Raw genomic sequence first — 26,169 nt, forward strand, 5'->3', positions numbered from 1 at the left:
TCACCAGGCCACGCCGGCTCGGGCCACCTCGGCGACCCGGAGCCGGCCGGCGACGAGGTGGTAGCGGGTCATCCGGGTCAGCGCCGGCCGGTACACGTGCACGCTGACGGCGGGCTCGTCGCCGCGGTTGGTGACCTGGTGCACGTGCCGGACGCCGAAGCGCCGGCCGGCTCCGGCGGCGAGCCGGTGCGGGCGCAGCCGTCCGCCGCTCACCGTCTCCTCGGTGAGCACGCCGGCCACGACCAGGAAGGCGCCTGCGGAGCCGCCGTGGTCGTGCAGGTCGGTGGCCTGTCCGGGCAGCCAGCTCAGCACCCACACCTCGTGCGCGTCGTCGGCGTCCAGCCGGGCGTACCAGCGTTGCGGCGCATCGAACCGCAACGGCACCGGCCAGCCGTCCGGGTTCGCCCAGCGGGCGGCGACGGCGAGCAGGTCGGGCGGTGCGGTGCTGGTCATCGGCGGTGCGTCCTCACGGTGCGGAGCGGATGTACCCGCACAGCTTAGACGGTAAAGCCTATCGGTTTAGTAGGTAATACCGAATGCTGGGACGGCGGGCGCGGCTCAGCGGAGGACCGGCGGATCCACCTTGTAACCCGGCACGGACGGCCAGCGGACGGTGAGCACCGTGGACTCCCGCTCGGCGTACCAGGAGTGGTCCACGCCCCGGCCCCACACCACGTAGTCACCGGGCGCGCGCAGCACCACCGTGCGGTCCGGCAGCTCGATCCGGAACGCGCCGCTGATCAGCACCAGCAGGGCGGTACGCCGCTCACCGGTGGCCCACCGGGACCGGGTCTCCCCCGCCGGGTGCACGCCCCACTTCACCTCCACGTCGGTGCTGTGCCGCACGTCCCCGGCCGGCTTGAAGTGGCCCAGCAGCCAGCCCGCGTCGGTCGCGCCGTCCACCGCCGCGTTGCCCACGTACACCCGATCGTCCATGCGCGCGCCTCCCGTGCCCGGCTGCGCAAGCTACCAGGCGCGCCCGGCCGCGACGCCATAGCCTGGGCGGATGCCCGACGAACTCGACGACGAGACCATCGCCTTCGCCCACCGGATGTTCGACCTGGCCCGGGCCGGCGCCACCGAGGAGCTGGCGGCCAACGTGGACGCCGGGCTGCCGGTCAACCTCACCAACGCCAAGGGCGACACGCTGCTGATCCTCGCCGCGTACCACGCCCACCCGGACACGGTTGCCGCGTTGCTGGCCCGGGGCGCCGACCCGGCCCGGGTCAACGACAGGGGGCAGACCGCGCTCGCCGCGGCCGTGTTCCGGCGTCAGGCGGCGGCGGTCCGCGCGCTGCTCGACGCCGGCGCCGACCCGGACCACGGCGGCCCGTCCGCGGTCGAGACCGCGCGGTTCTTCGAGCTGCCCGACATGCTGGCGCTGCTCGGCCGCGCGTGAGCGGCGGGCGGTATACAGGGACGGTGGAGGATCCCGTACCCGAGCAGATGCGCACGGCGGCCGCGGCGTTCCTGGCGGCACTGGACGAGCCGGCCCGCGACGCCGCCCGGCACGCCTTCGACGACGAGCCGGCCCGCCGGTGGCTGGAGTACCGGCCGCGGCCCCGGCCCGGCGTCACGCTCGCCGGCCTGGACGTCACCGCCCGCAAGGCCGCGCACCGGCTGCTCGCCACCGCGCTCAGCCCGGCCGCGTACGCGCAGGCCATGGCCGTGATGGCCCTGGAAGAGGTGCTGGACCGGGCCGAGGACTGGCGGCGCGGCCGGCACAGCGGTGACTACTGGGTGGCCGTCTTCGGCGACCCGGCCCGCGACGACGACTGGGCCTGGCGGTTCGAGGGACACCACCTGTCGGTGAGCATGACCGTCGCCGACGACCGGGTCTCCCCCGCGCCGGTGTTCCTCGGCGCCAACCCGGCCACCGTCCGGCATTCCGGGCGCCCGGTCTCCCGGCCCCTGGGCCCCGAGGAGGACCTGGCCCGCGAGCTGCTCGACGTGCTCGGCCCGGCCGGCCGGTCCGCCGCGATCATCGCCGAGGAGGCGCCGGCCGACATCATCAGCGCCACCCGCGCCACCGCACCGGGCCGGCTCGACCCGCCCGGCGTACCCGAGGGCGGCTGCGGCCCACCGGCCGGGCGCTGCTCGACCGGCTGGTCGCGCTCTACCTGGACCGGCTGCCGCCGGAGCTGGCGGCCCGGGAGGCCGACCGGCTCGACGGCGGCGAGCTGCACTTCGCCTGGGCCGGCCCGGTCGAGCCGGGCCGGCGGCACTACTACCGGGTGCAGGGCGACGACCTGCTGATCGAGTACGACAACACCACCGACGACGGCAACCACGCGCACACCGTGCTGCGCCGCCCCGCCGGTGACTTCGGCGCCGACGTGCTGGCCGCGCACCACGCCGCGGCGCACCGGCCCGGTCCGCTCAGCCCCGGTGCGCCTCGATGAGGAAACGGCGGGCGTACGCGACGAACGGTCCCTCGGCGCGGATCCGCTCGTCCAGGCGGCGCAGCTCGTCGGTGTAACGGCCGACTGTGAAGCCGGGCACCGTCCAGACCACCTTGCGCAGGAACCAGACCACCGCGCCGACGTCGTGGAAGACGGTACGCAGCGTCGCCTCGCGCAGGTCGACGACTGTGAGCCCGGCAGCCCGCGCGTCGGCGACCGCCACCTCCGGGTGCCGGTGCTCCGGTGGCGGCAGCGGCCCGAGGATCGCCTCGCTCAGCTCCCGCACCGTGCCGGGGCCGATCTGCTGGGACAGGTAGGTGCCGCCGGGGCGCAGCACCCGGGCCACCTCGCCCCACCAGGTGTGCACCGGATGACGGCTCACGACCAGGTCGAAGGCGGCATCCCGGAACGGCAGCGGCGGCCGGTCGGCCACCCGTACCACTGTCGCGCCGAGCGGACGCAGGTTGCGCCGGGCCACCGGCACGTTCGGCGGCCACGCCTCGGTGGCGACCAGCAGCGGCGGCGGCGCGGGCGCCTCGGCCAGCACCTCTCCCCCGCCGGTGTCGACGTCCAGCGCCGCCCTCACGGCGGCCATCCGGTCGCCCACCAGGCGTGCGTACCCCCAGGGCGGGCGCTCCTCGGTGGCGCGGCCGCGCAGCCAGTCGAAGCCCCAGCCCTCCACCGGCGCGGCCTCGGCCTCGGCTACGAGTTCGGAGAACGTGCGGACCATGCCCGCGAGCCTGCCGCCCGGCGACGGCCGCGGCAACGGATTTCGGCCGGGTCAGAACGGGCGCGGGCGGGCGATCTCGACTGTGGACCCGGGGGGCACGTCGCCGAACGTCTCGAAGCCGGTCGGCTCGGTGGCCCGGTCGAACTGCTGCATCAGCCGCGCGCCCAGGGCCACGCCGACCGCACCGACGGCGAGCGCGACGAGTTCGGCGGCGAGCAGGGCGCCGTTCGCGCCGCGCTGCGGGGCGTTCGCCCGGATCAGGCAGGACAGCAGGAACAGCCCCGCCATCACGGCGTTGACGAGATTGAACGTCAGCACGGTCCGGCTGGTGCGCCCGGCGCGGACGTCCCACAGGTCGACCAGGCCGGCGACGGTGGTGAGCCCGGCGGCGACGAGCGCAGCCACCGCGGTCCAGTAGCCCACCTCACCGAGGAACGCCGGACCGCCCGCCACGTCGGCCAGGTCGAAGACCGCGGCGCAGACGAACAGGCCGAACGGGAACGTGACAAGCATCGGTTGGATGGGATGCCCCTGCACCCGCAGTCGGCTCTGCATCGCTTCCTCCCCAGGTCGGCGCAGCTCACCAGTCCAGAGTGCTACCCGAGGCGCCGCGGGGTGAAACGACTGTCGCTCAGTTGTCCCGGGGCCGGGAGACGGTCAGCACGAGCCGCTCGGCCACCTCGCGCAGCGGGATGTCCAGCGAGGACGCGGCGCTGCGCAGCACCCGCAGCGCCTCCGGGGCGGGACAGCCGCGCTGCGTCATGATCACACCGACGGCCTGCCCGACCACTCCCTCGGCCAGCAGCGAGTCGTCGATCTCACCGGCCCGGCTGGCGGCCCGCTCACGGTCGCGCGCGGCGGCCAGCAGCAGCCCGGCGTGCTCGGCGAGCAGCATCGCGGTGAGCTGGTGCCGGGGGGTGAGCGCGTCGGGCGACTCGGCGTACAGGTTGATCGCGCCGATGACCTGCTCGTCCACGTCGACCGGCGCGGAGATCACCCCGTGCACGCCGAGCACGCGGGCCCGCTCGCTCCAGGCCGGCCAGCGCGTCTCGTCGGACAGCCCGCCCGCGATGATCATCTCCCGTCGGCGGATCGCCGTCAGGGCCGGTGTGTCCGGGCCGTGCCGCAGGTCGTCCAGCTCGGCCCGGTCCGGGTCGGAGGCGGCCACCCCGGCGGGCTCACCGGCGCGCAGCGCGGTGAAGCCGCAGCAGTCCACGCCCGGCACGGCGTCGCGGGCGATCCGGACCAGGCGGTCGAGCGCCTCGTCGAACCCGGCCACGCCGATCAGACCGGCGGTCAGCTCGCGCAGCAGCGCGGCCGTCTCCAGCACACCGAGGTTGTCGATCATGGGTTGGCGCGTGTCGAGGTTCACCGGGCCGGGGCCTCCACCGTCCCCGCGTACGTCCACGCGGTCTCCCCGTCCGGCACCGTTGCCTGTCCCATGTCCGTCCCTCCTGTGGCCGGGCCCCGGCCTACTACCCTCGCAGACCGCGGGCGAAACCGCGCAAAAAGGCCCCTCCCGGTTGCACCGGAAGGGGCCTTCGGCGCGGGTCAGCGCGACCCGGAGATGAGCCGCCGGCCCACCGAGGCGATCAGCCGGTCCAGCTCCGAGCCGAACGGGTTGTCGTGCACCAGGTACGTCCAGGTGGCGCTCGGGCGCACCAGCTTCGACGAGTCCGGCTCCCAGCCCTCGTCGAACTCGGTCTCCTCGAACGTGGCCACGGTCCGCGTCTCGATCTCGGGCACCAGCGCGTTGAACGCCGGCACCGCGCTGCGGTGGAACTCGTCGAGCGGGTCGAGCCGGCCCAGCGCCCGCAGGTGCACGCCCTCGCGTACCTCGGACAGCTCGGCCAGGTGGTCGGCCCAGAGCCGGTCCAGGTGATAGAGGGCGATCTTGCGGGCCACGTCGGCGAGCAGGTCCTCGTCCATCTCGCCGGCCTTCTCCGGCACCCGCTCCAGCAGCATCAGCGCGGCGATGTCGCTGGTCAGCAGCCGCTCCCGGCGCTCGGCGAGCGCCTTGCGCTGCTGCTCGATCACCTGGCTGTAGCGCCACGTGTTGCGGTGGATCTCGTGGTTGACGCCCTCGGCGACGCGCTGGGCGTGCTCGACCGCGTAGTCGACCTGCGGGTCGGTGACCAGGCCGTCGGCGTTCATCCGGGGCGAGGCCGGCACGGTGTCGCCGGCGTGCCGGACCACCAGGTCGTCCTCCAGGCTGACGAAGAACACCGACCCGCCCGGGTCGCCCTGCCGGCCGGCCCGGCCGCGGAGCTGGTCGTCGACCCGGCGGCTGTCGTGCCGGCCGCTGCCGATCACGTACAGGCCGCCCAGTTCCGCCACCCGGTCCCGGTCGGCCTGGTCGCTGCCGCCCAGCCGGATGTCCACGCCCCGGCCGGCCATCTGGGTGGAGACCGTCACCGCGCCGTACGCGCCGGCCTCCGCGATGATGCCGGCCTCCTCGTCGTCGTTCTTGGCGTTGAGGACCACGCAGGAGACGCCGGCGGCGTTGAGCGCGGCGGCCAGCCCTTCGGACTCCTTGACGTCGAGCGTGCCGACCAGCACCGGCCGCCCCGCCTGGTGGCAGCGCGTGATCTCGTCGACCAGCGCCTCCTCCTTCTCGGCGCGGGTGGCGTAGATCCGGTCCGGCTCGTCCTCGCGGACGCAGGGGGTGTTCGGCGGGATCACCGCGACCTCGAGGCCGAAGAACTCGCGGAGCTGGTCGCCGACGAGCACCGCGGTCGCGGTCATGCCGCAGACAGTCGGGTAGAGCGCGATGTACGCCTGCACGGTGATCGTGCCCAGCACCTCGCCCTCGGCGGTGGCGTCCAGGCCCTCCTTCGCCTCGACCGCGGCCTGGAGCCCGTCCGGCCAGCGGCGGCGCTGGGCGACCCGGCCGCGCATCTCGTCGATCAGCTCGACCGAGTCGTCCCGGACGATGTAGTCCACGTCCCGGTGCAGCAGGGCGTGCGCGTGCAGCGCCACGTTCACCGCGGAGAGCTGCCCGACGTGCTCCTCGTCGTACAGGTCGATGCCGCCGAGCTTGGCCTCGACGGTGGCCAGGCCGACCGAGGTGAAGGCGACACTGCGGCCGTCCTCGGCGACCGTGTAGTGCTTGCCCTTGCGCAGCCCGCGCACGAGCGCGGCCGCGGCGTGCACCGGGTCCTGCTCGCCGCCGACCGCGCCGGCCAGCACCATCGGCACCCGGGCCTCGTCGATCAGGATCGAGTCGGCCTCGTCCACGATCGCGGTCTTCAGCGGCGGCTGCACCCGGTCGGCCAGGTCGGTGACGAGCTGGTCGCGCAGGAAGTCGAAGCCGGCCTCGCTGACCGACACGTAGGTGACGTCGCAGCCGTACGCGGCGCGCCGCTCGTCGGGCGTGGACGCCTCGTTGACCCAGCCGACGGTCAGCCCGAGCAGGTCGTAGACGGGCGTCATCCACTCGGCGTCGCGGCGGGCCAGGTAGTCGTTGACGGTGAGCACGTGCACCGGGCCGTTGCCCAGCCGCACGTGCCCGTACGCGGCGACAGTCGCGGTGAGCGTCTTGCCCTCACCGGTGGCCATCTCGGCGACCTTGCCGGACAGCAGCGCCATCGCGCCGAGCAGCTGCACGTCGTAGGGGCGCTGGTCGAGCCCGCGCCGGGCCGCCTCGCGGCCGATCGCGCAGATCTCCTCGTACCCTGTGGCCCGGCCGGCGGCCTCGGTCAGCTCGGCGTCGGAGAGCTGCTCCAGGTCCGCCTCGCGCGCCTCGATCGCCGGCAGCAGCTTCTCCAGCGGCGCCAGGTCGACAGTCGTCCCCGGGCGCTGGAGGAACCGGCGGAACCTGGTCTTCAACCGTTGCGACACACCCATGAGCGGCAACGGTACGCGAACCGGAGCCGATTGTGACCCCCGCCCGCCGCGCGCCGGGTTCCGCCCTTCGCGTCCGCTTCGGTCGATCATGAGGTTGGCGGCGTCCGGCGCCCGTTTTGTCGCCGCCAACCTCATGATCGACGCCCTGGAAAGGGGGCGGGTGGGGGTGGGGTCAGGGGGTGAGGACCACCTGGAGTTCTGTGCGGCGGCGCTCGGCCAGGTCGGTCAGCAGGGCCGGGGCCTCGTCCAGGGGGACCACTGCGGAGATCAGGTGCTTACGGATCACGTCCCCGTACTGGCGCAGCAGCTCCACCGTCTCCGCCGACAGCCGCTCCCGGTCCCAGGTCGGGGCCAGCCCGCGCGGCACCCGGCCGATCTGCGCGCAGCGCAGCGACAGCCCGTTGTGGTGGAACTCCTCACCGAGCCGGACCGCGTCCGCGCCGCCCTGGTAGAACGCCAGGTCGACCACGGTGCCCTGCGGGCGCAGCAGGCGCAGCGCGAGCTGCAACGCCCAGTCCTGGCCCCGGCACTGGAAGACCACGTCGGCGCCCCGGTCCCCGGCGGCGTGGTTCCACCGCGTCTTGAGCACCACCGCCGGGTCGTCCGCGTCCGGGTCGAGCGTGTCCAGGCCGAGCGCCTCGGCGACCTGCCGCCGGGCCGGCGTCGGGTCGACCACGACCACCGAGGCGGCGCCGTGCCTGCGGGCGAACAGGGCGGTCAGCAGCGCCACCACGCCGCCACCCACCACGGCCACCCGGCGGCCGCGTACGCCGTCGCCCAGCGTGCGCACGTCGGCGCCGCACAGGTCGGCCGCGGCGTGCAGCAGCCCGTTGGCGCAGATCGGGCCCATGTGCGCGACGTACACGCCGAGCAGCGGATCAAGGTCGTCGGGCAGCGGCACGAACCGCTCGGTGAGCGGGTCGGCGACCCAGCCGCTGCGGTGGCCGTACGTCATGGCGCCGACCTCGCCCACCGCGACGGCCGGGGTCCGGCTCTCCACCACGCGCCCGACCTGCATGTAGCCGAGCCGGGTGACCGGGTACGGCGTGCTCGCCCCGCCGGGCCGGAACAGCCCGAGCGCGGCGTCCCAGGTGACGTGCAGGTAGGGGTTGGTGCCCTTGACGAAGCTCAGTTCGGTGCCGGCGGACACGCCGCTGTAGAGCGTCTCCACCCGGAACGTGCCCTCGCGCAGCTCCGGCGCGTCCAGTTCGGCCAGCTCGACCCGGCCGGGACCGCCGACCACCACCACCCGGTCACGCATCGACGCTCACCCCCGCGTCCGCGACCGGCGCGGACAGTCGGGACGCCGGCCCGGTCGGCAACGCCACCGGCCGTCCGGTACGCGCCGACTCGGCCACCGCCAGCGCGAGCCGGTGGGTGCGCAGCGCCTCCGCGTACGGCACCCGGACGTCGTCGCCGAGGCCGCAGACGGCGTCGACGAACGCCCGGTCGACTGCTACCCGCGCGCCGTCCGGATCGGCGGGAACGTGCCGCTCGCCGTCGGCGTCACGCACGGTCAGGCCGTCCTCGGCCAGCCACAGCGCCAGCCCGTCGGCGAGGATCTCCAGACCGGCCCGGTGCTTCCAGCCGAGCACGCAGGACGCGGCGAGCGTGCCGACCGCACCGGAGCCGAACCGCAGCGTGGCGGCGGTCACCGAGTCGATGTCGGCGCCGTCGACCGGCGGCGGGGCGCCGTCGCCGTACGCGGTCACCTCGACCGCCTCACCGGCCAGCAGCCGGACCAGGTCCAGCACGTGCGCGGCCTGCTCGACCACCGGGCCGCCGGAGCGGTCCCGCCGCGCCCACCACGCCACCGGCGGCACCTTGTCCAGCCAGGCACCGTTGACCATCCGCACCGGACGGCCGGCGAGCAGCCGCCGCGCCTCCTCCACGACGTGCAGGTAACGCCAGTGGTGCCCGACGCCGGTGAGCAGCCCCTGCTGCTGCACCAGCGCGGCGACCCGCTCGGCGGTCTCCAGGTCCAGCGCCACCGGCTTCTCCACGAACATCGGTACCCCAGCTGCGACCACCGCCTCCTCGACCGGGCCGTGCGCGAACGGCGGCACGCAGACGTACACCGCGTCCGGCCCGGCCGCGAGCAGCTCGTCCACGTCGCGGAACACCCGGCCGCCGTACGTGCCGGCGAGCGCCCCCGCCGCGTCCGGCGCGACGTCCGTCACACCGAGCAGCTCCACGTCCTCGAAGCCCGTGAGCACCCGGGCGTGGCGTTGTGCCACCCCACCGGCTCCGACTAGTCCCACCCGGCAGGTACGCATCCGACCAACCCTCTCGCCACGACTGGAAGACTGCGGTCACCACTCCCCCCGGCGGCCGCGCGCGAAACGCCGCCGGGGGGCGCAACGCAACGTTCATCCGCCCGGAACCGCCCGGTACGCACCTGGTGATCAGGTTGTTAGGCAAGATCCGGTTAGCGCGGATGCGGGATTGGGAAAACCATGATTCGCGATTCCACCACTAATGGGGGGTGCCCGTGCGGGAATCAGATTCGACCGTCTCACCTGTGGTGGAGGCGTGGGCCACGTACCGCACCAGCACCGCCGACGACTGGCCGGCGCGGCGACTGGTACGCGCCAAGGGCGCGAGCCGGGTCAGCGTGGTGCTGCCGGCCCGCAACGAGGAGGCGACGGTCGGCGCGATCGTGTCGACCGTCCGGGAACACCTGATGGACCGTGTGCCGCTCGTCGACGAGCTGATCGTGGTGGACTCCCGGTCCACCGACCGGACCGCGCAGGTGGCGCGCGCCGCCGGCGCCGAGGTGGTCAGCCAGGACGCGATGACGCGTGGGCTGCCCCGCCTGACCGGCAAGGGCGACGCGCTCTGGGCCGGGCTGGCCGCGGCCGAGGGGGACGTGGTCGCGTTCGTCGACGCCGACCTGCGCGAGTTCCGGCCGCATTTCGTGACCGGGCTGCTCGGGCCGCTGCTGACGGATCCGGGCGTGGAGTTCGTGAAGGGCTTCTACCACCGGCCGCTGGTCGGTGCGACGAGTGTGGAGCCCGACGGCGGCGGGCGGGTGACGGAGCTGATGGCCCGGCCGCTGCTGAACCTGTTCTGGCCGGAGCTGGCCGGTTTCGTGCAACCGCTCGCGGGCGAGTACGCCGGCCGCCGCGAGGTGCTGGAGCGGGTGCCGTTCGTCACCGGGTACGGCGTCGAGACGGCCATGCTGATCGACCTGCTGGAGATGGTCGGGCTGGACGCGCTGGCCCAGGTCGACCTGGGTGAGCGCAAGCACCGGCACCAGGACACCGCCGCGCTGGGCCGGATGTCCGCGCAGATCATGCTGACCGCCTGGTCGCGGCTGCAACGACGCGGGTGGGCGGCGCCGGGGGTGGCGCCGACCGCGCTGCTGACCCAGTTCCGCCGGGGCGGCTCGGAGACGCTGCCCAACCTGGACCGCGAGATCGTGGTCAACGACGTGTCGGTGCAGGAACGCCCGCCGCTGGCGCAGATGCGGCACCGCCTTCCCCGCCGCCGGGTGGCGGCCGCGTGAGCGGGGAAACCCTGAGAGAGGACAGCGCATGACGCTCACCGTGCTGATGAACGCCGGGCCGTGGCTGTCCGTGCCTCCGCCGGGCTACGGCGGCATCGAGAACGTGATCGCCACGCTGGTGCCGGAGCTGCGCCGCCTGGGCGTACGGGTGGTGCTCGCCTCGGTGGAGAGCAGCACGCTGCCGGTCGACGAGCGGATCGCGGTCTTCCCGGACGGCCAGTTCCACGCGTTGCAGCGGCCGTACAACCAGGTCTGCGGCGTCTCCCAGGCGCACCTGTCCGAGGTGGTGCGGGCGCTGCACGCCCGCGACGACATCGACCTGGTGCACGACCACGTGGAGGCGGTCGGGCTGGCCACGCTCGCCGCGATGGGCCCGGACGCCCCGCCGGTGCTGCACACGCTGCACTGGGACCTGGCCAAGCACCCGGAGCTGTACGGCAACCTCGACGGCGGCGACCGGGTACGGGTCAACGGCGTGTCCGCGTCGCAGCTGGCGCGCGCTCCGGAGGCGCTGCGCGCGCACTCGGTGGGGCACGTGCACCTGTCCACCCCGCTCGCGGTCGACGCGGACCGGCACGCGCCGGTGGCCAAGGGCGACCACGTGGTGATCCTCGGCCGGATCAACCCGGGCAAGGGGCAGGACCTGGGCGCCCGGCTGGCGCAGGAGACCGGCTTCCGGCTGGTTCTGGCCGGGCCGGTCGGCCCGTACCACCGGCCGGAGGATCTGGCCGCGGCCGGCGACGAGGCCCGGCAGAACCCGGACGTGCGTTTCTTCTACGACCAGGTGGCGCCGTACGTCGACGACGACCGGGTGCGCTGGGTCGGCACTGTCGCCGGGCGGGAGCGCGACGACCTGGTCGCCTCGGCGCGGGCGTCGCTGTTCCCGCTGCGCTGGGAGGAGCCGGGCGGTACGGCTGTGGTCGAGTCGCTGTCGCTCGGCACGCCGGTGGTGGCCACCGCCCGGGGCTGCCTGCCGGAGCTGATCGAGCACGGCCGCACCGGCCTGCTCACCGACGACGAGCGTGAGCTGGGTGACCTGGTGCTCGCCGCCGCCGGGCTGGAGCCGGCCGAGTGCCGGCGGGAGGCGGCCCGGCGGTTCACCCCGGCCCGGATGGCACAGCAGTACGTCGAGCTGTACGACCGGGTCCGGGCGGGCGTGACGAAGCCGCTGCAGCCGGCCTGAGCCGCACCGGCCCGGCTGCCCCGCGCGGCCGGGCCGGCGTTTGCCCCCGCCGGGCGCGGGAAACCGGCGCTTCCCGCGGTGGCGAGGAGGCCGGCGTGACGAACTCGATGGCGCACTCCCGGGCACGGCGCAACCCGGCCGACGGGCGGGCGCCGGTACGCCGGATCGCCTCGGGGTTCGCCGTGCTCCTGCTGCTGCTCGGCGCGCTGGGCTTCGTGCCGGGCATCACCAGCGACTACGCGGATCTGCGCTTCGCCGGGCCGGGCTCCGGCGCCCGGCTGTTCGGTGTGTTCCAGGTCTCGGCTGTGCACAACCTGGTGCACCTGGTACTCGGCCTGGCCGGGCTGGCGCTGGCCCGTACCGTCGCCGGCGCCCGCGCGTTCCTCGTCGGCGCCGGTGCGGTCTACCTGGCGTTGTGGCTCTTCGGTCTGGCGGTCGACAGACGCGACGCGGCGAACGCGCTCGCGGTCAACCGCGCCGACTCGTGGCTGCACCTGCTGCTGGGCGCCGCCATGCTGGCGCTGGGGCTGGTCGCGGCGCGGCGCGGGGACCGCCGCTGACCTGCGCCCCGGCGGCCCCGATGCCCGGTTTCACCGGTCCGGGGCCCGGGTACGTCCGTAGTCCTCCGGCTGCGGGAGGCGGCGATCGCCCCGGCCGGGCGGCCCTCCCCGACGAGAAGGAAACGAGGCGGCGATGGTGACCCGGATCAGGTGCGAGGTCCGCGACGAGTCGCCGGTCACTGTCGTACGGCTGGCCGGAGCGCTCGACCTGGGCACGATGCGCGCGGTGCACGAGGTGCTCGACAACTGCCTCGCCGCGCAGCCGGACGCCCTGGTGGTCGACCTGGAGGAGATCGAGGTCGGCGAGCCGCTGGCCCTGTCCGTCTTCGCCGCCGCCGCGCGGCGCGCCGCCGACTGGCCGGCGGTGCCGATGGTGCTCGCCGCTCCCTGCGCCGAGACGGCGGCCTGGCTGAACGAGACCACCGCCTGCCGGGTGGTGCCGGTGCGCCGGGACTGCGCCGAGGCGACCGCGCTGGCCGGAGCGGAGGCGGCGCCCCGGCTGCGGGCCCGGCTGGAGCCGGTCGCCGGCGCCTGCCGGCGGGCCCGGGAGCTGGTCACGGAGGCGTGCGGCAGGTGGAACGTGCCGGAGCTGGCCGGCCCGGCGTCGCTGGTGCTCACCGAGCTGGTCGGCAACGTGGTGCGGCACGCCGGCACCCCGATGCACGTGACGCTGACGCTGCGCCGGCCGTACCTGCGGGTCGCGGTGATGGACGGCAGCCCGGCCGACGCCCGCGCCGCGAGCAGCCGCGATCCGCGTGCCGAGGGCGGCCGCGGGCTGATGCTGGTCCGCGAGCTGACCCAGCGCTGGGGCAGCACTCCGGTCGGCGCCGGCAAGGTCGTCTGGGCCATGCTCCCGGCTAATTGACCGAATTCTCCGCTCTCGCCTGGTTACATGGGCAGAGGGCCGGGTACGCCCGCCCGTCCTGTCTGTCGTCACACGGGGTGAGATGCCATGCCCAAGCGGGTAGTCACGGAACCGGCACGAGACCGAGGGCCCGCGATCCTCGCGCCGGCCCGGTTCGGGGGCTACCCCGGGCCCGTACGGGAGGCGGTGAAGGGCAACGCGCTGTGGCGGTTGCTGCGGACCACCGACGCCAAGCAGATCGGCCTGCTCTACCTGATCACGTCGTTCGGGTACTTCATCGTCGGCGGGATCCTGGCGTTGATCATCCGGGTGGAGCTGGCCCGGCCGGGGATGCAGGTCGTCTCCCCCGAGCAGTACAACCAGATGTTCACCATGCACGGCACGGTGATGCTGCTGCTGTTCGCCACCCCGCTGTTCTTCGGGTTCGCCAACTACCTGGTGCCGCTGCAGATCGGCGCCGCCGACGTGGCGTTCCCCCGGCTGAACGCGTTCGCGTACTGGCTCTACTTCCTGGGCGCGCTCATGGTCGTGGGCGGGTTCGCCACCCCGGCCGGCGCGGCGGACTTCGGCTGGACCGCGTACACACCGCTGAGCACCGCGCAGCACTCCCCCGGCGTCGGGGCGAACATGTGGGTGGTCGGCCTGGCCGTGTCCGGTCTGGGCACGATCCTCGGCGCGGTCAACCTGATCACCACGATCGTGACGCTGCGCGCGCCGGGCATGACCATGTTCCGGATGCCGATCTTCACCTGGAACGCGCTGCTCACCAGCGTCCTGGTGATCTTCGTGTTCCCGCTGCTGGCCGCCGCGCTGCTGGCGCTGGCCTCGGACCGGCTGCTGCACTCGCACGTGTACGACTCGACGACCGGCGGGCCGATGCTCTGGCAGCACCTGTTCTGGTTCTTCGGCCATCCCGAGGTCTACATCATCGCGCTGCCGTTCTTCGGCATCATCACCGAGATCATCCCGGTGTTCTCCCGCAAGCCGATCTTCGGCTACACCGGCCTGGTGCTGGCCACCATCGCCATCACGGTGCTGTCGATGACCGTCTGGGCGCACCACATGTTCGCCACCGGGCAGGTGCTGCTGCCGTTCTTCAGCATCCTGAGCTTCCTGATCGCGGTGCCGACCGGAGTGAAGTTCTTCAACTGGATCGGCACCATGTGGAAGGGACAGATCACGTTCGAGACGCCGATGCTGTTCGCCGTCGGCTTCCTGGTGACGTTCCTGCTGGGCGGCCTGACCGGGGTGCTGCTGGCCAGCCCGCCGGTGGACTGGCACGTCACCGACAGCTACTTCGTGGTGGCGCACTTCCACTACGTGATGTTCGGGACCATCGTGTTCGCCGCGTTCGGCGGGCTCTACTTCTGGTTCCCGAAGATGACCGGGCGGCTGCTCGACGAACGGCTGGGCAAGATGCACTTCTGGACCATGTTCATCGGCTTCCACGCCACGTTCCTGGTGCAGCACTGGCTCGGCAACGAGGGCATGCCCCGCCGGTACGCCGACTACCTGCCCGGCGACGGCTTCACCACGCTGAACACGATCTCCAGCATCGGCTCGTTCATCCTCGGCGCGTCCACCCTGTTTGTGATCTGGAACATCTGGAAGTCGTGGCGGTACGGCGCGATGGTCACAGTGGACGACCCGTGGGGTTTCGGCAACTCGCTGGAGTGGGCCACCACCTGCCCGCCGCCGCTGCGCAACTTCGACCGGATGCCGCGCATCCGCTCCGAGCGGCCGGCGTTCGACCTCAAGTACGGCCCGCTCGTCTCCGACCTGGGCCGCGATCTGCCGCAGCGCACCACCAAGCCACCGCAGTCGTTCCGCGAGGAGATGCACCACGAGCGGCACGTGCCGGAGTCGCCGTCGGCCGGCGGCGCGTACGGCGCGCCCGAGGCGGTGGACTACCAGCCCGCTCCGCAGTCCGGGGCGCGCCCGGTGGAGGTGCCGGAGCCGGAGGAGGTGCGCCGGCCCAGCTTCGAGGAGACCGACGAGCCGGAGGGCAGCGCGCTCAACGCCGAGCGCGACGACCAGCGCAACGACAGGTGGCGGCACCCGCGCGGGCACGGGGACACCCCGGAGAACTGAGACACCGGACGAGGGCCGGCGCCGTCGGGCGCCGGCCCTCTCGTCGTACGCCTCGCGCCGGCTCCCGTGGTGGGAAGCCGGCGCGGCACGTGCTGGTCGGTCAGTCGGCGGCCGGCAGTCCGGCCGCGGTCAGCGAGCGGCGCACCGCCGGCTGCACCCGGGTCAGCCGCAGCGGCACCCCGGTACGCGCGGCGGCCTCCCGGCCGGCCATCAGCGCGGCGATCCCGCCGGCGTCGAAACCACCGGCGCCGACCAGGTCGACCACCACCTCGCGGGGCTGGCCGGTGACCGCCTGGAGCACCGCCCGGCGCAACTGGTCCGCGCCGGCCCGGTCCACCTCGCCGCCGACCTCGACGACGACCCGGTCGCCGTTCTGCCGCACCGAGATCCGCGCCTTCGCCGGCTCGGCCTCGGCCGCGCCGTTCTGCCAGGGCGGCGGGGCGTCGGCGAGCATCGCCTGACGCAGCCAGGTCAGCGCCCGCGACAGCAGCCGGGACACGTGCATCTGGGAGATGCCGAACCGGGCGGCGATCTCCGCCTGGGTCTGGTTGCCGTAGAAGCGCATCGCCAGGATGCGGCGCTCCCGCCAGGGCAGCCGGTGCAGCAGGCCGCTGACAGTGACCCGGTCGTCCACCGACTCCAGCGCGTGGTCGGACTCGCCGACCAGGTCGCCGAACTCGGCCGAGCTCTCGCCGCCCACCGGCGCGTTGAGCGAGGCCGGGCTGTAGCCGGCAGCCGACTCCAGCGCGGCGAGGATCTCCTCCTCCGGCGTCTCCAGCCGGGCGGACAACTCGGCCACTGTGGGCGCGCGGGACAGCTCGCTGGTCAGCGTCGCCGTCGCCTGTCCCACCTCGAGGATCAGGTCCCGCAGCCGGCGCGGCACGTGCACGCCCCAGGTGCGGTCGCGGAAGTGCCGTTTGATCTCGCCGACGATGGTGATCGCCGCGTACGCGGTGAACGAACCGCGTTCCGGGTCGTACCTGTCGACGGCGTTGACCAGGCCGAGACGGGCCACCTGCTCCAGGTCCTCCAGCGGCTCACCGCGCCCGCGGTAGCGGCGGGCGAGCCGGCCGGCGAACGGCAGCGCGAACCGGACCAGGTCGTCCCGCGCCTCCTGCCGCCGCTCCGGTGGCAGGCCCTCGATCCGGGCCGCGTACGCGAGCGCCGCCGCGTCCAGGTCCTCCAGACCCCGGTCGGTGGTCGGTGGTGTGGGTGTGGTGGTCTGTCCGAACATCCGCGCCCCCTCGCCGAAGAGCCCCCGCCCGGTCGGAACCGGTCGTGCGCGTGGTCGGACCACGCACCGGGTGAGGAAGTTGGGTTACGTGACGGATACGTCGAAAGCGGTGGCTGCCCGCCGCACGGCGTCGTGGGCCGTTTCGCGGCGAGCGGTCTTCCCGCTCCGTAGGTACTCAATCACGGACCGCAGGATCGCGAGGAAGTTTCGCCAGGTTGGCCGGCAGCCCGGTCCCGGCGGCGGTTCAGCGGACCAGCAGGCCCTGGTGTGCGCCTGCGTCACGCAGGACGGTGAGGGCCTCGGCCATCCGCAGCGGCGGCGGCGCGGGCAGGTCGCAGGGCTGGTTGCGCAACACCTCCGTGGCACGTCGGGTGGGTACCGAGGCGACCGGGTAGCCGCGGGCGGCACCTCGGTCCAGGGCCCGCCGGCGGCGCCCGAAGCCGGCCACCGCCAGCCACTGGGGCAGTCCCGCGTACGCGGGCGAGCGCAGGCCGGGCGGCTCGGGCAGCACGTCCACCGAGCTGAACGGCTCGCTGCCGGCCAGCCACCACTCGACGCCCGCGACCCGGCGCGCGGCGGCGTTCTCGCACCAGTAGGGCACCAGGCCGGCCCGCAGCACCTGCGCCGGGTCGAGCAGCCGGCCGCACTCCACCACCAGCCGGTTGCCGGTCTTGCCGGCCCGCCGCAGCCAGCGCCGGTACAGGTCGGCGGTCACCGCGCTCAGCGCGTCCGGCTGCGGCACGACCACCAGGTGCAGCGGATGCCCGTGCCGGTCGCCGAAGGAGCGGGCGTCGTGCTCGAAACCGGACTCCACGCCGTGTTCGGCGAACGCGCCCGCCACCGTGACCTCCGGCGCGGTCCAGCGCGTCTCGTCACCGCCGGCCGCGCGCAGCACCTGGCCCAGCGCCCGGGCGTCCGGGTGGAAGTCGACCGGGTCCAGGCCGCCGCCCGGGCAGCCGGCCTGGAAGCTGTGCCCGTCGCCGCAGTCGCGTACCGGCCAGGTGCGGGCGTCGTGCAGCAGCAGCACCGGCGCGCCCGGTTCCAGCCGGTCGGCCAGGAAGCGCGCGTACGCCTTCGGCAGCGTGCGCCAGCGCACCGCGAACGTCACCGCCGCGCCGGCTGCCGCGCCCCGGCTGGCCGGGCAGTGCACCTGGCGTACGTGCACGCGCGGGTTGGCGTCGAGCAGCCGGGCGGCCAGCGTGGCTCCGTGCGCGTACGCCGCGTCCGGACGGTCCACCGCCCCCCGGGTCCACTGCCCGGCCAGTTCGAACCCGGCAGGGAGCCAGGGCACGCCCAGGGCCACCGCGAGGTGGGCGGCGGCGCCGTGCGGCGAGCCGAGCACCACGCCGGGCCAGCGCCGGTCCGGGTACTGCCCGGCGAACCACCCGGCCACCCGCTCGGCGTCCACGGCGGCGATCTGTCCGGCGGTGAGCGCCGCCCGCCCGGCGGCCCGGACGGCGGCGGCGCGGCGTACCGGCTCGGGCGCGCCGGTGAGGCGGGACAGCGCGCCCGGGTGGCCGAGGTCGCCGCAGTCGTCGCCGCGCAGCGCCCGGGCGGTCACGGCGACCAGGACCCGGGCGGCGCTGCCGGCCGCCACCACCCGCTCCGCGGGCAGCCCTGCGCCGCTGACCGGCGTCCGTTCGACTCGTTCGCTCACCACGCGGCCCGGCTTCCCGTCCCTCTGGGGTCTAAACGGGGCATCTCCCCACGGGTGAGGACCAAGGCCCGCCCGGTAACCGCACCGCCCGCGACACCCAGGTACGCCGTCGCGCCGCGTGCCCGCCGTCGCGGGCGCAACAGCGCTCGGGTGCGGGTTTGGGCCGGACCGGGACGGGCACTGCACCGCGCATGCCCGACGACGAGAGCACCCCGGCGGCGACCATCACCCCGTACCGGGACGGACCACTGCTGGTACGCGGCGACTTCGCGCTGGTCACGCCCGAGGGCACGCCGATCGATACGCGCCGGGGCACCGTCGCGCTGTGCCGATGCGGAAAGAGCGCGATCAAGCCGTTCTGCGACGGCACGCACAAGGTCGCCGGTTTCCGGGCCGGCAGCGACCGCGAGTCCTGACCCCCACCTCGTCGATCTTGCACTTCGGTGCCCGGCAAACCTCCCGAACCGGGCACGCAGTGGGCCCGAACCGCAAGATCGCGAGCGAAAAGTGGGATCAGGCTGCGGCGAGGGCGTGCTGGGGTGGGCGCAGGGACGACTCGCCCGTCGACCAGGCGGTGAGCAGGTGTGCGGCGAAGAGGGCGTCCAGTGCCAGCGCGGCGGCGGCCCCGAACAGCACGTCGGACGCGAGCGCCGGCTCGGCCCGGACCAGCCCGCCGCACATGTCGTACGCGGCGATCTGCTCGTGTACGGCGTCGGCCTCGACGTGCTCGTCGTAAAAGCGCGTGGCGACCTCGTCGAAGCCGAGCCGGCGCAGTCCGTTGCCGTAGCGGCGGTTCGGCAGCGACGAGGTCATCTCGTACGCGGCCAGGTGCCCGAGCAGCGCCCCGCGCAGCCGCCGGTGCAGGCCGAACAGCGACATCAGGTTGTTCGTCGCCAGCGTCACCGCCGGCACCCGGTCCAGATGGGCGGCGTAGCCGGTGTCCAGGCCGAGCCGGTCCATCGTGGTGCGGAACAGCTCGGCGTGCATCCGGTCCAGCCGGCCGTTGCCGTACTCGTCGGTCTGGATCTCCACGAGCGCGGCCTTCGCCGGCCCACCGAGCCGGGGCAGCGCCCAGCTGTGCGGGTCGGCCTCGCGCAGGTGGTAGATCGAGCGGTGGACGACGAACTCGCGGAACCGGTCGAGGTCGGCGCGGCGTTGCAGCGTGACGGCCAGCGGCGGGCCGTCGTCGGCGGCCACCAGGTCGGCCAGCGCACCCGGCACGCCGGCCGGCAGCACCGCCGGCTGCGGACCGGCCAGCTCGCGCAGCGCCGCCTCGAACGGCCGCTCGGCGCGGGCGCGCAGCGCCAGCAGCGACGGCTCCCACTCCCACGCCGCGTCGACGCCCGACCAGCCCCGGTAGTGCAGCTCGTAGCAGAGGAACAGGGTGAGCTGGAGATCCTCGTCGGTCAGCGGCGCGGCGGCCGCGTCCAGGTGCGTGCCCAGCCCGGCCGGCAGCTCGCCCGGCGCCGCGCGCAGCGCGGTCAGCAGCGCGGCGGAGACGGGCCCGCGCGCCGCGGGCAACGGAGCGGGGCCGTGACGACTGTCGGCGGCGACGGACATGTGACCTCCCGGGACGGTTGCGCCCGGTCGCAGTGCCCCGCCCGGATGCCGCTAAACGACTTCGTCCGCCGCGATGGCCTCGGTCTGGATCACCCGCTCCCGCACCCGGCGGGCGGCGTCCCCGTCGGCCACCAGGCCGCGCAGGTCGGCCAGCGCCGGTTCGGGCGCGTCCAGCGGCACGGCCGGGTCCACCACCGCCTCCAGGACGGCAGGCCGGTCGGCCGCCAGCACCTCGTCCCATGCGGGTCCGACCAGGTCCGGCCGGTCCACCCGGACGCCGTGCAGCCCGAGCAGGCGGGCCCACCCGGCGTACGGCACCTCGGGCCCCCGCTCCCCGGGTGACCGGCCGCCGCCGACGCCGGACCGGTCCCTGTTGTTCAGCACCAGCACGATCAGCCGGGGATCGCGCCAGGCCGTCCAGTGGTGCGCCACAGTGATCAGCTCGGCCAGGCCGTTGAGCTGCATCGCACCGTCGCCGAGCAGCGCGAGCACCGGCTCGTCCGGGCGGGCCAGCTTGGCGGCGACCGCGTACGGCAGGGCGCAGCCCATCGAGCCGAGCGTGCCGCACAGCCGCGCCTGCACACCCGGCGGCAGCTCCAGGTGCCGGGCGTACCAGTAGACGACCGAGCCGACGTCGACGGCGACGCCGGCGTGCCGGGGCAGCCGGGTGGACAGCTCACGGAGCACGAGCCGCGGGTCGACCGGATCGGCGGGCGTGGCGGCGCGCTCGGCGGCGGCCGCGCGCCACCGGTCCACCATCTTCTCCACCATGCCGCGCCACTCGCGGTGGGGATTCTCCGGCACCCGGGTCAGCAGCGCCCGCAGCGTCTCGGCGGCGTCGCCGACCAGTGGCACGTCCACCGGATAGCGGGTGCCGATGCGCCGGCCGTCGATGTCGATCTGGATGGTGCGTACCTGGCCCGGCATCGGGAACCAGTCGGTCCACGGATCGTTGGTGCCGATCATCAACAGCGTGTCGCAGGAGCCCATGAGCTGCGCGGCGGCGGTGGTGCCGACCTCGCCGAGCACGCCGGTGTGGAACGGCAGCCGCTCGTCGAGCACCGGCTTGCCCAGCAGCGACGTGGCCACGCCCGCGCCGAGCCGGTCGGCGAGTGCGACGATCTCCTCGGCCGCGCCGTGCGCGCCCTGGCCGACGAGCACCGCCACCCGCCGCCCGTTGCCGAGCAGCGAGGCGGCGGCGTCCAGGTCGGCGTCGTGCGGCAGCACCCGGGCCAGCGGCTCGCCGGGCGTCGCGGTGACCACCCCGGCGGTCTGCGGCAGCAGGTCCGGTACGGCAGTGACCTGCAACGCGCGCGGCAGCACCACGCAGGTCGGGCTGCGGGTCGCCGCGGCGGTACGGAACGCCTGGTCCAGCAGCGCCGGCACCTGCTCGGGCCGGCGGCCGTAGCGGACGAACTGGTTGCACACGTCGCCGAACAGCCGGCTCAGCCCGATCTCCTCGTGCGCGCCGCCGAGCGGGCCGGTGACGTCCTCGCCGATGATCGCGACCACCGGCTTGCTGTCGAGCTTGGCGTCGTAGAGCCCGTTGAGCAGGTGCACCGCGCTCGGGCCCTGGGTCGCCAGGCACACCCCGACGCCGCCGGTGAACTTCGCGTGCCCGGTGGCCATGTACGAGGCGGTCTCCTCGTGCCGGGCGGGGACGAACGCCGGATCCCCGCCCGCGTCGTCGAGCGCGCCCACGAGCGGGGCGATCGCCGCGCCCGGACAGCCGAACACCCGCGGCACCCGCCAGGCCCGCAGGCGTTCGACCACCAGGTCGGCGACGATGCGCTCAGCCATTACCCCGCCCCGGCGTGCTCGCGTCGACGTAGCGCAGCACCGCGCCGACCCCGTCGGTCAGCTCCGGCGCCTCCTCGGGCGCGAGCACCGTCAGGTCCGCGTCGGTGCCGATCAGCGCGCGCAGCAGCGCCGCGTCGGCGCGTACCCGCTGGGGGTCGGCCACCGACATGCCGGCCAGCTGCCCCGGGTCGGTGGCGATCTCGGTCGGCTCGGGGCCCACCCACAGCTCGCCGTCGGCCGACGGGTCGTCCACGATGAGCATCGTGTCGACCTGGTTGCGTTGCAACGCGGAGACCACGGCGTCGAGTCCGGCGCCGACGTCCTCCTGGACGCCGAAGCGGTCCAGCGCGGCGGCGATCCGCCGGTCGGCGACCTCGGCGACGGTCTGCACCATGATGTCGTCCATCAGCGTGTCGTCGGCGCCCACGTCGCGGGCGCCCGCGTCGGTGCGGACCAGCACGTCCTGCCAGCGCTCGGGGAGCTGGGCGGCGATCATGCCGGTGGCCCGGACGTCCCCGGCCACCAGGACGACGTCCGCGCCGACGCGCTCGGCCAGGTCGGCGGTGGCCGCGGCGGCGTCACCGGCGTTCTGGTGCCACGCCTCCATGGCGGCGCGCTGGTAGCGGGACTGCGACCAGCCGCCCGGCTGCACCCGGCGCAGCTGGCGGCTCTGCCCGCCCTTCACCTGGGCGCGCCTGGGCACGCCACCGGCGCTGACCGCCATCGCGTCCGCGCCGGTACGGTCGGCCAGCACCCGCACCCAGGCCACCTGCTCGCCGCGCTGGGCGACCAGCGGCATGGTGTGCGGCAGCGCCGACCAGCTCGCCAGGTCACGCAGCGGCGGCGCGGACAGGTACTCGGTGAGCACCACGCGGCCCCGGGTGGCGAAGACGGCGATGCCGTAGTCGCCGGGCATCGGCTGGTGCCGGCGGACGACCTCCTCCACCGCCTCGACGGTGACCGGGTCGGCGCCCTGCCCCAGCAGGTCGCCCTTGAGGGCCCGCCAGCGCAGGTCGACCTGCGGTCGCGCGTCCTGGGTGTCGCGGGAGGCGTCCATGTATACCGAGCACCAGGGCCCGGGACGGTTGTAGAGCGGGCGCAGGAAGGACAGCTGCATGCTCGACCCCTTTCCGGCTCGGCCGCACGCATACCCGCGCCCCGGCGGATGTCACCTGCCGGCGGCCGGGGCGTGACCACCGTTCATTCACGTCGTTCAACCCGAAGGGCCGATACCATCTGTGCACGGAACGGGACTCTCGGTGGTGAACATGGACACGGAGCTGTACAGCCGACGCGTCGTCCACCCGACGGAACGCGTCGTCACCGGGCGTCTCGTCCGGTTGATGGAGGGCTACGCCCGGGAGGTCCGGGTCGGGCAGCCCGCGCTTGTCGCGGTGCTGACCGCCGCGGGCGTGGTGGGGCTGCTGCTGAAGGTGGTGCGCGCGTTGCTCAGCAGCGGCGGCGGCGGGGCCCGGCGCAGCTTCAAGGAGCTGAAGAAGGGGCCGGAGTTCCTGGTCACCCCGGTCCGGGTACGCGACGCCGCCGGCCGGCTGGTGGAGGTCGAGCTGCACGGCCACCTGCCGCAGAGCGCGCTGCACCCCGGCGACCACGTCCAGCTCACGCTGCGGGCGCAACGTGACGAGGACCTGCCGCCGCGGATCGAGCGGATCGTCAACCTGACCACCGGGCAACTGCTGACCCCGCGTACCGCGACGCTCTGGTCCCACCTGGGTCCGGCGCTGCTGCTGCAGGCCATGCTGGGCGCCGTGCTGCTGTTCGGCGTGGCCGCCTGCTCGGCCCTGACCTAGGTTTCCCCGTCACCGGAGGCGGGCACCGCTGCGGCCATGTTCGCCGGATTCACGCTCACCGAGATCGACGTCGGCGAGGTCCGCCTGCGCGTACGCCACGGCGGCTCCGGGCCACCCGTGGTGCTGCTGCACGGGCACCCGCGTACCCATGCGACCTGGCACCGGGTGGCGCCGCGGCTGGCCGCGCGGCACACGGTGATCTGCCCGGACCTGCGCGGCTACGGCGGCTCGTCGAAGCCGCCGAGCGACCCGGAGCACACCGTCTACTCGAAGCGGGCGATGGCCGCCGACGTGGTCGGGCTGCTCGACGCGCTCGGCCACCGCCGGGCCGCAGTGATCGGTCACGACCGCGGCGCGTACGTGGCCATGCGGACCGCCCTGGACCATCCGGACCGGGTGAGCCGCCTCGGCATGCTGGACGGGGTGCCGATCGGTGAGGCGCTGGCCCGCTGCGACGCCCGGTTCGCCGCCCGCTGGTGGCACTGGTTCTTCCTCGGTCAGCTCACCAAGCCGGCCGAGCGGGTGATCAACGCCGATCCGGACGCCTGGTACGGCGGATCACCGGAGGAGATGGGCGAGCAGGCGTACGCCGACTACCGGCGCGCCATCCACGACCCGGCGACGGTGCACGCCATGTGCGAGGACTACCGGGCCGGACTCGGGCCGGACCGGGCGGCGGACGACGCCGACCGGGCCGCCGGGCGGCGGATCGGCTGCCCGGTGCTGTTCGCCTGGTCCGAGCGCGACGACATGGTCGACCTCTACGGCGACCCGGCCGCGATCTGGCGGGACTGGGCCGACAACGTGCGGACCGCGTCGATCCCGTCCGGGCACCACATGGCCGAGGAGGCCCCGCGGGAGCTGACCGACGTGCTGGCCGGGTTCCTCGCCGAGGACGTCGCCGCGGTCAGCGACCCGCGGGGGTGAGCGGCCGCTGCGCCGCAGCCGGCGCGTCGAGCAGGCCCCGGCGGTTCGCCCAGCGCTCGAACAGCACGGTGGCGAACGGGGGCACCGCGCTGGCCAGGGCCAGCCCGGTCTGCACGAGCGTCCAGCGGCGCCGCCGGGCCACCACGAGCGCCAGCAGGCCGTAGACCACGAACAGCGCGCCGTGGATCGGGCCGAAGATCTTCACGCCGATCTCGTCGCCGGGCGGGCCGTACTTGACCGCCATGCCGGCCAGCAGCGCCGCCCACGAGCAGGCCTCGGCGAACGCCGCCACCACGAACGCCCGGATCCACCCGTCGCGCATTCCGCCACTCCCCTTCGCCGTCGGCGGCCATGCTAGCCGCCCGGGCCGGGCCGCCCGGACGGAACCCGCTGCCCCGCGACGGGGATCACCGGGGCCGCCACGGGGTACAGAAAAGGGCCTCCGGGCCTTTCCTGACCCGCCACTCCGTGCGAGGTTGGGGAGAACCAACGGTGACAGGGTGGTGACCATGGGCGAGGACGTCGGCGTGCGTACCTTCAGCCGGGAGGACCGGGCCCGCTATCGCGAGAAGGTCCGGCGGTGCCTGGACGTGTTCGCCGAGATGCTGCGCGAGTCCCGGTTCGACGTGGAGCGGCCGATGACCGGCCTGGAGATCGAGCTGAACCTGGTCGACGACGGCTTCGACCCGGCCATGCGCAACGCCGACGTGCTGGAGGCGATCGCCGACCCGGCGTTCCAGACCGAACTGGGCCAGTTCAACGTGGAGATCAACGTCGAGCCGCGGCGGCTCGCCGGCACCGGCACCGCGGCGTTCGAGGAGCACGTCCGTGCCAGCCTGAACGCCGCCGAGTCCAAGGCCCGCACCGTCGGCGCGCACATGGTGATGATCGGGATCCTGCCGACGCTGCGCCCGGAGCACCTGACCGCCGAGACGCTGTCGGCCAATCCCCGGTACGCGCTGCTCAACGAGCAGATCTTCGCCGCCCGGGGCGAGGACCTGCCGATCGCGATCAGCGGGGTGGAGCGGCTGGCCACCACCGCCGACACCATCACGCCGGAGGCGGCGTGCACCAGCACCCAGTTCCACCTCCAGGTCAGCCCGGCGCAGTTCGCCGACTACTGGAACGCGGCCCAGGCGGTCGCCGGCATCCAGGTGGCGCTCGGCGCGAACTCCCCGCTGTTCTTCGGCCGGGAACTGTGGCGCGAGACCCGGGTGCCGCTGTTCCAGCAGGCCACCGACACCCGGGCGGAGGAGATCAAGGCCCAGGGCGTACGCCCGCGGGTGTGGTTCGGCGAACGCTGGATCACGTCGGTGTTCGACCTGTTCGAGGAGAACGTCCGCTACTTCCCGGCGCTGCTGCCGGTCTGCGACCCGGAGGACCCGGCGGCCACGCTGCACAGCGGCGGCGTGCCGAAGCTGGCCGAGCTGCGGTTGCACAACGGCACCATCTACCGGTGGAACCGGCCGGTCTACGACGTGCTCAAGGGCCGGCCGCACCTGCGGGTGGAGAACCGGGTGCTGCCGGCCGGGCCGACGGTGGTGGACACCGTCGCCAACGGCGCGTTCTACTTCGGCCTGGTACGGGCGCTCGCCGAGTCCGACCGCCCGTTGTGGTCGCAGATGTCGTTCAGCGCGGCCGAGGAGAACTTCAACGCCTGCGCCCGGCACGGCATCGACGCCCAGGTGTACTGGCCCGGGCTGGGCTACCTGCCGGTGACCGAGCTGGTGCTGCGCCGGTTGCTGCCGATGGCCCACCACGGGCTGGACCGGTGGGGCCTGGACCCGGCGGAGCGGGACCGGCTGCTCGGCATCGTCGAGCAGCGCTGCCTGACCGGCCGCAACGGCGCGACGTGGCAGGTGGAGACGCTGCACCGGCTGGAGTCGGCCGACCACATGGACCGGCCGGCGGCGCTGCGCGAGGTGGTCCGCCACTACGTCGACCTGATGCACAGCAACCGGCCCGTGCACGAGTGGCCGATCCCCTGAGCCGGGCCGG

At 74.3% G+C, this 26,169-nt stretch carries 24 protein-coding genes and 1 pseudogene; 11 read left to right on the top strand and 14 right to left on the bottom strand.

The window, feature by feature from the left end; all coding sequences use genetic code 11:
- Both IF06_RS0126705 and IF06_RS0126710 read right to left on the bottom strand, forming a co-directional pair.
- The gene (locus IF06_RS0126705; RefSeq protein ID WP_030274268.1) at window positions 1-453 is read right to left on the bottom strand and encodes a cysteine dioxygenase; all 453 of its coding nucleotides are present in this window, start codon (window positions 451-453) and stop codon (window positions 1-3) included.
- Between the two features lie 105 nt (window positions 454-558).
- Entirely contained in the window at window positions 559-936 is a 378-nt protein-coding gene (locus tag IF06_RS0126710; protein WP_013476996.1) for a hypothetical protein, read from the bottom strand.
- A gap of 70 nt (window positions 937-1,006) precedes the next feature.
- On the opposite strand from IF06_RS0126710, the gene IF06_RS0126715 reads away from it, so the two are divergent.
- Window positions 1,007-1,399 (top strand): ankyrin repeat domain-containing protein, encoded by a 393-nt coding sequence (locus IF06_RS0126715; RefSeq protein WP_030274270.1) that lies wholly within the window; start codon window positions 1,007-1,009, stop codon window positions 1,397-1,399.
- 23 nt (window positions 1,400-1,422) lie between these two features.
- Window positions 1,423-2,402 (top strand): annotated as a pseudogene (locus IF06_RS32335) (DUF3500 domain-containing protein).
- On the opposite strand, the gene IF06_RS0126725 reads toward IF06_RS32335, so the two are convergent.
- The 6 genes from IF06_RS0126725 to IF06_RS0126750 all read right to left on the bottom strand — a co-directional run bounded on the left by IF06_RS0126725 (window position 2,380) and on the right by IF06_RS0126750 (window position 9,254).
- Window positions 2,380-3,132 (bottom strand): class I SAM-dependent methyltransferase, encoded by a 753-nt coding sequence (locus tag IF06_RS0126725; RefSeq protein ID WP_030274272.1) that lies wholly within the window; start codon window positions 3,130-3,132, stop codon window positions 2,380-2,382. The pseudogene IF06_RS32335 and the gene IF06_RS0126725 overlap by 23 nt on opposite strands.
- A gap of 51 nt (window positions 3,133-3,183) precedes the next feature.
- Window positions 3,184-3,687, bottom strand: a complete 504-nt coding sequence (locus IF06_RS0126730; protein WP_013286039.1) for a DUF2231 domain-containing protein — start codon at window positions 3,685-3,687, stop codon at window positions 3,184-3,186.
- A 76-nt stretch (window positions 3,688-3,763) separates the two neighbouring features.
- Entirely contained in the window at window positions 3,764-4,480 is a 717-nt protein-coding gene (locus tag IF06_RS0126735) for a GAF and ANTAR domain-containing protein (protein WP_221488905.1), read from the bottom strand.
- A gap of 203 nt (window positions 4,481-4,683) precedes the next feature.
- Window positions 4,684-6,978: an accessory Sec system translocase SecA2 gene (gene secA2, locus IF06_RS0126740; RefSeq protein WP_030274274.1), complete on the bottom strand. Its 2,295-nt coding sequence runs from the start codon at window positions 6,976-6,978 to the stop codon at window positions 4,684-4,686.
- Window positions 6,979-7,150: 172 nt separating this feature from the next.
- Complete coding sequence (locus IF06_RS0126745) at window positions 7,151-8,239, bottom strand: zinc-dependent alcohol dehydrogenase (protein ID WP_030274276.1); 1,089 nt, start codon at window positions 8,237-8,239, stop codon at window positions 7,151-7,153.
- Window positions 8,232-9,254, bottom strand: coding sequence for a Gfo/Idh/MocA family protein (locus IF06_RS0126750; protein ID WP_030274278.1), 1,023 nt, complete (start codon window positions 9,252-9,254; stop codon window positions 8,232-8,234). Before IF06_RS0126750 ends, IF06_RS0126745 begins: the two co-directional genes overlap by 8 nt.
- Before the next feature lie 248 nt (window positions 9,255-9,502).
- Between IF06_RS0126750 and IF06_RS0126755 the strand changes: the two genes are divergently transcribed.
- The 5 genes from IF06_RS0126755 to ctaD all read left to right on the top strand — a co-directional run bounded on the left by IF06_RS0126755 (window position 9,503) and on the right by ctaD (window position 15,185).
- The gene (locus tag IF06_RS0126755; protein ID WP_225319619.1) at window positions 9,503-10,486 is read left to right on the top strand and encodes a glucosyl-3-phosphoglycerate synthase; all 984 of its coding nucleotides are present in this window, start codon (window positions 9,503-9,505) and stop codon (window positions 10,484-10,486) included.
- A 28-nt stretch (window positions 10,487-10,514) separates the two neighbouring features.
- Window positions 10,515-11,669 carry a glycosyltransferase gene (locus tag IF06_RS0126760; RefSeq protein ID WP_030274281.1) on the top strand — a complete coding sequence of 385 codons (1,155 nt, stop codon included), beginning with the start codon at window positions 10,515-10,517 and terminating at the stop codon, window positions 11,667-11,669.
- Window positions 11,670-11,776: 107 nt separating this feature from the next.
- On the top strand, window positions 11,777-12,229 hold the full coding sequence (locus tag IF06_RS0126765) for a DUF4383 domain-containing protein (protein WP_030274282.1): 453 nt from the start codon (window positions 11,777-11,779) through the stop codon (window positions 12,227-12,229).
- A gap of 133 nt (window positions 12,230-12,362) precedes the next feature.
- Window positions 12,363-13,094, top strand: a complete 732-nt coding sequence (locus IF06_RS0126770) for an ATP-binding protein (RefSeq protein WP_013286031.1) — start codon at window positions 12,363-12,365, stop codon at window positions 13,092-13,094.
- A gap of 87 nt (window positions 13,095-13,181) precedes the next feature.
- The gene (ctaD, locus tag IF06_RS0126775) at window positions 13,182-15,185 is read left to right on the top strand and encodes a cytochrome c oxidase subunit I (RefSeq protein WP_013286030.1); all 2,004 of its coding nucleotides are present in this window, start codon (window positions 13,182-13,184) and stop codon (window positions 15,183-15,185) included.
- Between the two features lie 100 nt (window positions 15,186-15,285).
- On the opposite strand, the gene IF06_RS0126780 is transcribed toward ctaD, so the two are convergent.
- Both IF06_RS0126780 and IF06_RS0126785 read right to left on the bottom strand, forming a co-directional pair.
- Window positions 15,286-16,419 carry a SigB/SigF/SigG family RNA polymerase sigma factor gene (locus tag IF06_RS0126780; protein WP_013286029.1) on the bottom strand — a complete coding sequence of 378 codons (1,134 nt, stop codon included), beginning with the start codon at window positions 16,417-16,419 and terminating at the stop codon, window positions 15,286-15,288.
- 244 nt (window positions 16,420-16,663) lie between these two features.
- The gene (locus tag IF06_RS0126785; protein WP_036311643.1) at window positions 16,664-18,079 is read right to left on the bottom strand and encodes a hypothetical protein; all 1,416 of its coding nucleotides are present in this window, start codon (window positions 18,077-18,079) and stop codon (window positions 16,664-16,666) included.
- Between the two features lie 188 nt (window positions 18,080-18,267).
- Here IF06_RS0126785 and IF06_RS0126790 point away from each other — a divergent pair, with 188 nt between their 5' ends.
- A complete protein-coding gene (locus IF06_RS0126790; RefSeq protein WP_030274287.1) occupies window positions 18,268-18,492 on the top strand; it encodes a CDGSH iron-sulfur domain-containing protein in 225 nt (74 codons plus the stop codon).
- Window positions 18,493-18,589: 97 nt separating this feature from the next.
- Here the strand turns inward: IF06_RS0126790 and IF06_RS0126795 are convergent, their stop codons facing one another.
- From IF06_RS0126795 to IF06_RS0126805, 3 genes are read right to left on the bottom strand one after another with little or no spacing between them, the layout of a single operon-like run.
- On the bottom strand, window positions 18,590-19,636 hold the full coding sequence (locus IF06_RS0126795; RefSeq protein ID WP_030274290.1) for an iron-containing redox enzyme family protein: 1,047 nt from the start codon (window positions 19,634-19,636) through the stop codon (window positions 18,590-18,592).
- Window positions 19,637-19,687: 51 nt separating this feature from the next.
- Window positions 19,688-21,436, bottom strand: coding sequence for a thiamine pyrophosphate-binding protein (locus IF06_RS0126800; protein ID WP_030274292.1), 1,749 nt, complete (start codon window positions 21,434-21,436; stop codon window positions 19,688-19,690).
- Window positions 21,429-22,553 carry a Vms1/Ankzf1 family peptidyl-tRNA hydrolase gene (locus IF06_RS0126805; protein ID WP_013286024.1) on the bottom strand — a complete coding sequence of 375 codons (1,125 nt, stop codon included), beginning with the start codon at window positions 22,551-22,553 and terminating at the stop codon, window positions 21,429-21,431. The genes IF06_RS0126800 and IF06_RS0126805 overlap by 8 nt, the downstream gene beginning before the upstream one ends.
- A 151-nt stretch (window positions 22,554-22,704) precedes the next feature.
- Between IF06_RS0126805 and IF06_RS0126810 the strand changes: the two genes are divergently transcribed.
- The gene (locus tag IF06_RS0126810; protein ID WP_036311648.1) at window positions 22,705-23,244 is read left to right on the top strand and encodes a hypothetical protein; all 540 of its coding nucleotides are present in this window, start codon (window positions 22,705-22,707) and stop codon (window positions 23,242-23,244) included.
- Between the two features lie 36 nt (window positions 23,245-23,280).
- On the top strand, window positions 23,281-24,171 hold the full coding sequence (locus tag IF06_RS0126815; protein ID WP_030274296.1) for an alpha/beta fold hydrolase: 891 nt from the start codon (window positions 23,281-23,283) through the stop codon (window positions 24,169-24,171).
- Here IF06_RS0126815 and IF06_RS0126820 read toward each other — a convergent pair.
- A complete protein-coding gene (locus IF06_RS0126820; protein WP_030274298.1) occupies window positions 24,152-24,493 on the bottom strand; it encodes a DUF3817 domain-containing protein in 342 nt (113 codons plus the stop codon). The two genes, IF06_RS0126815 and IF06_RS0126820, sit on opposite strands and share 20 nt — an antisense overlap.
- Before the next feature lie 187 nt (window positions 24,494-24,680).
- On the opposite strand from IF06_RS0126820, the gene IF06_RS0126825 reads away from it, so the two are divergent.
- Window positions 24,681-26,159 carry a glutamate--cysteine ligase gene (locus IF06_RS0126825; RefSeq protein WP_013477011.1) on the top strand — a complete coding sequence of 493 codons (1,479 nt, stop codon included), beginning with the start codon at window positions 24,681-24,683 and terminating at the stop codon, window positions 26,157-26,159.
- Window positions 26,160-26,169: the final 10 nt, after the last annotated feature.

The sequence above is a fragment of the Micromonospora globosa genome (assembly GCF_000717585.1).
GTDB lineage: Bacteria > Actinomycetota > Actinomycetes > Mycobacteriales > Micromonosporaceae > Micromonospora > Micromonospora aurantiaca.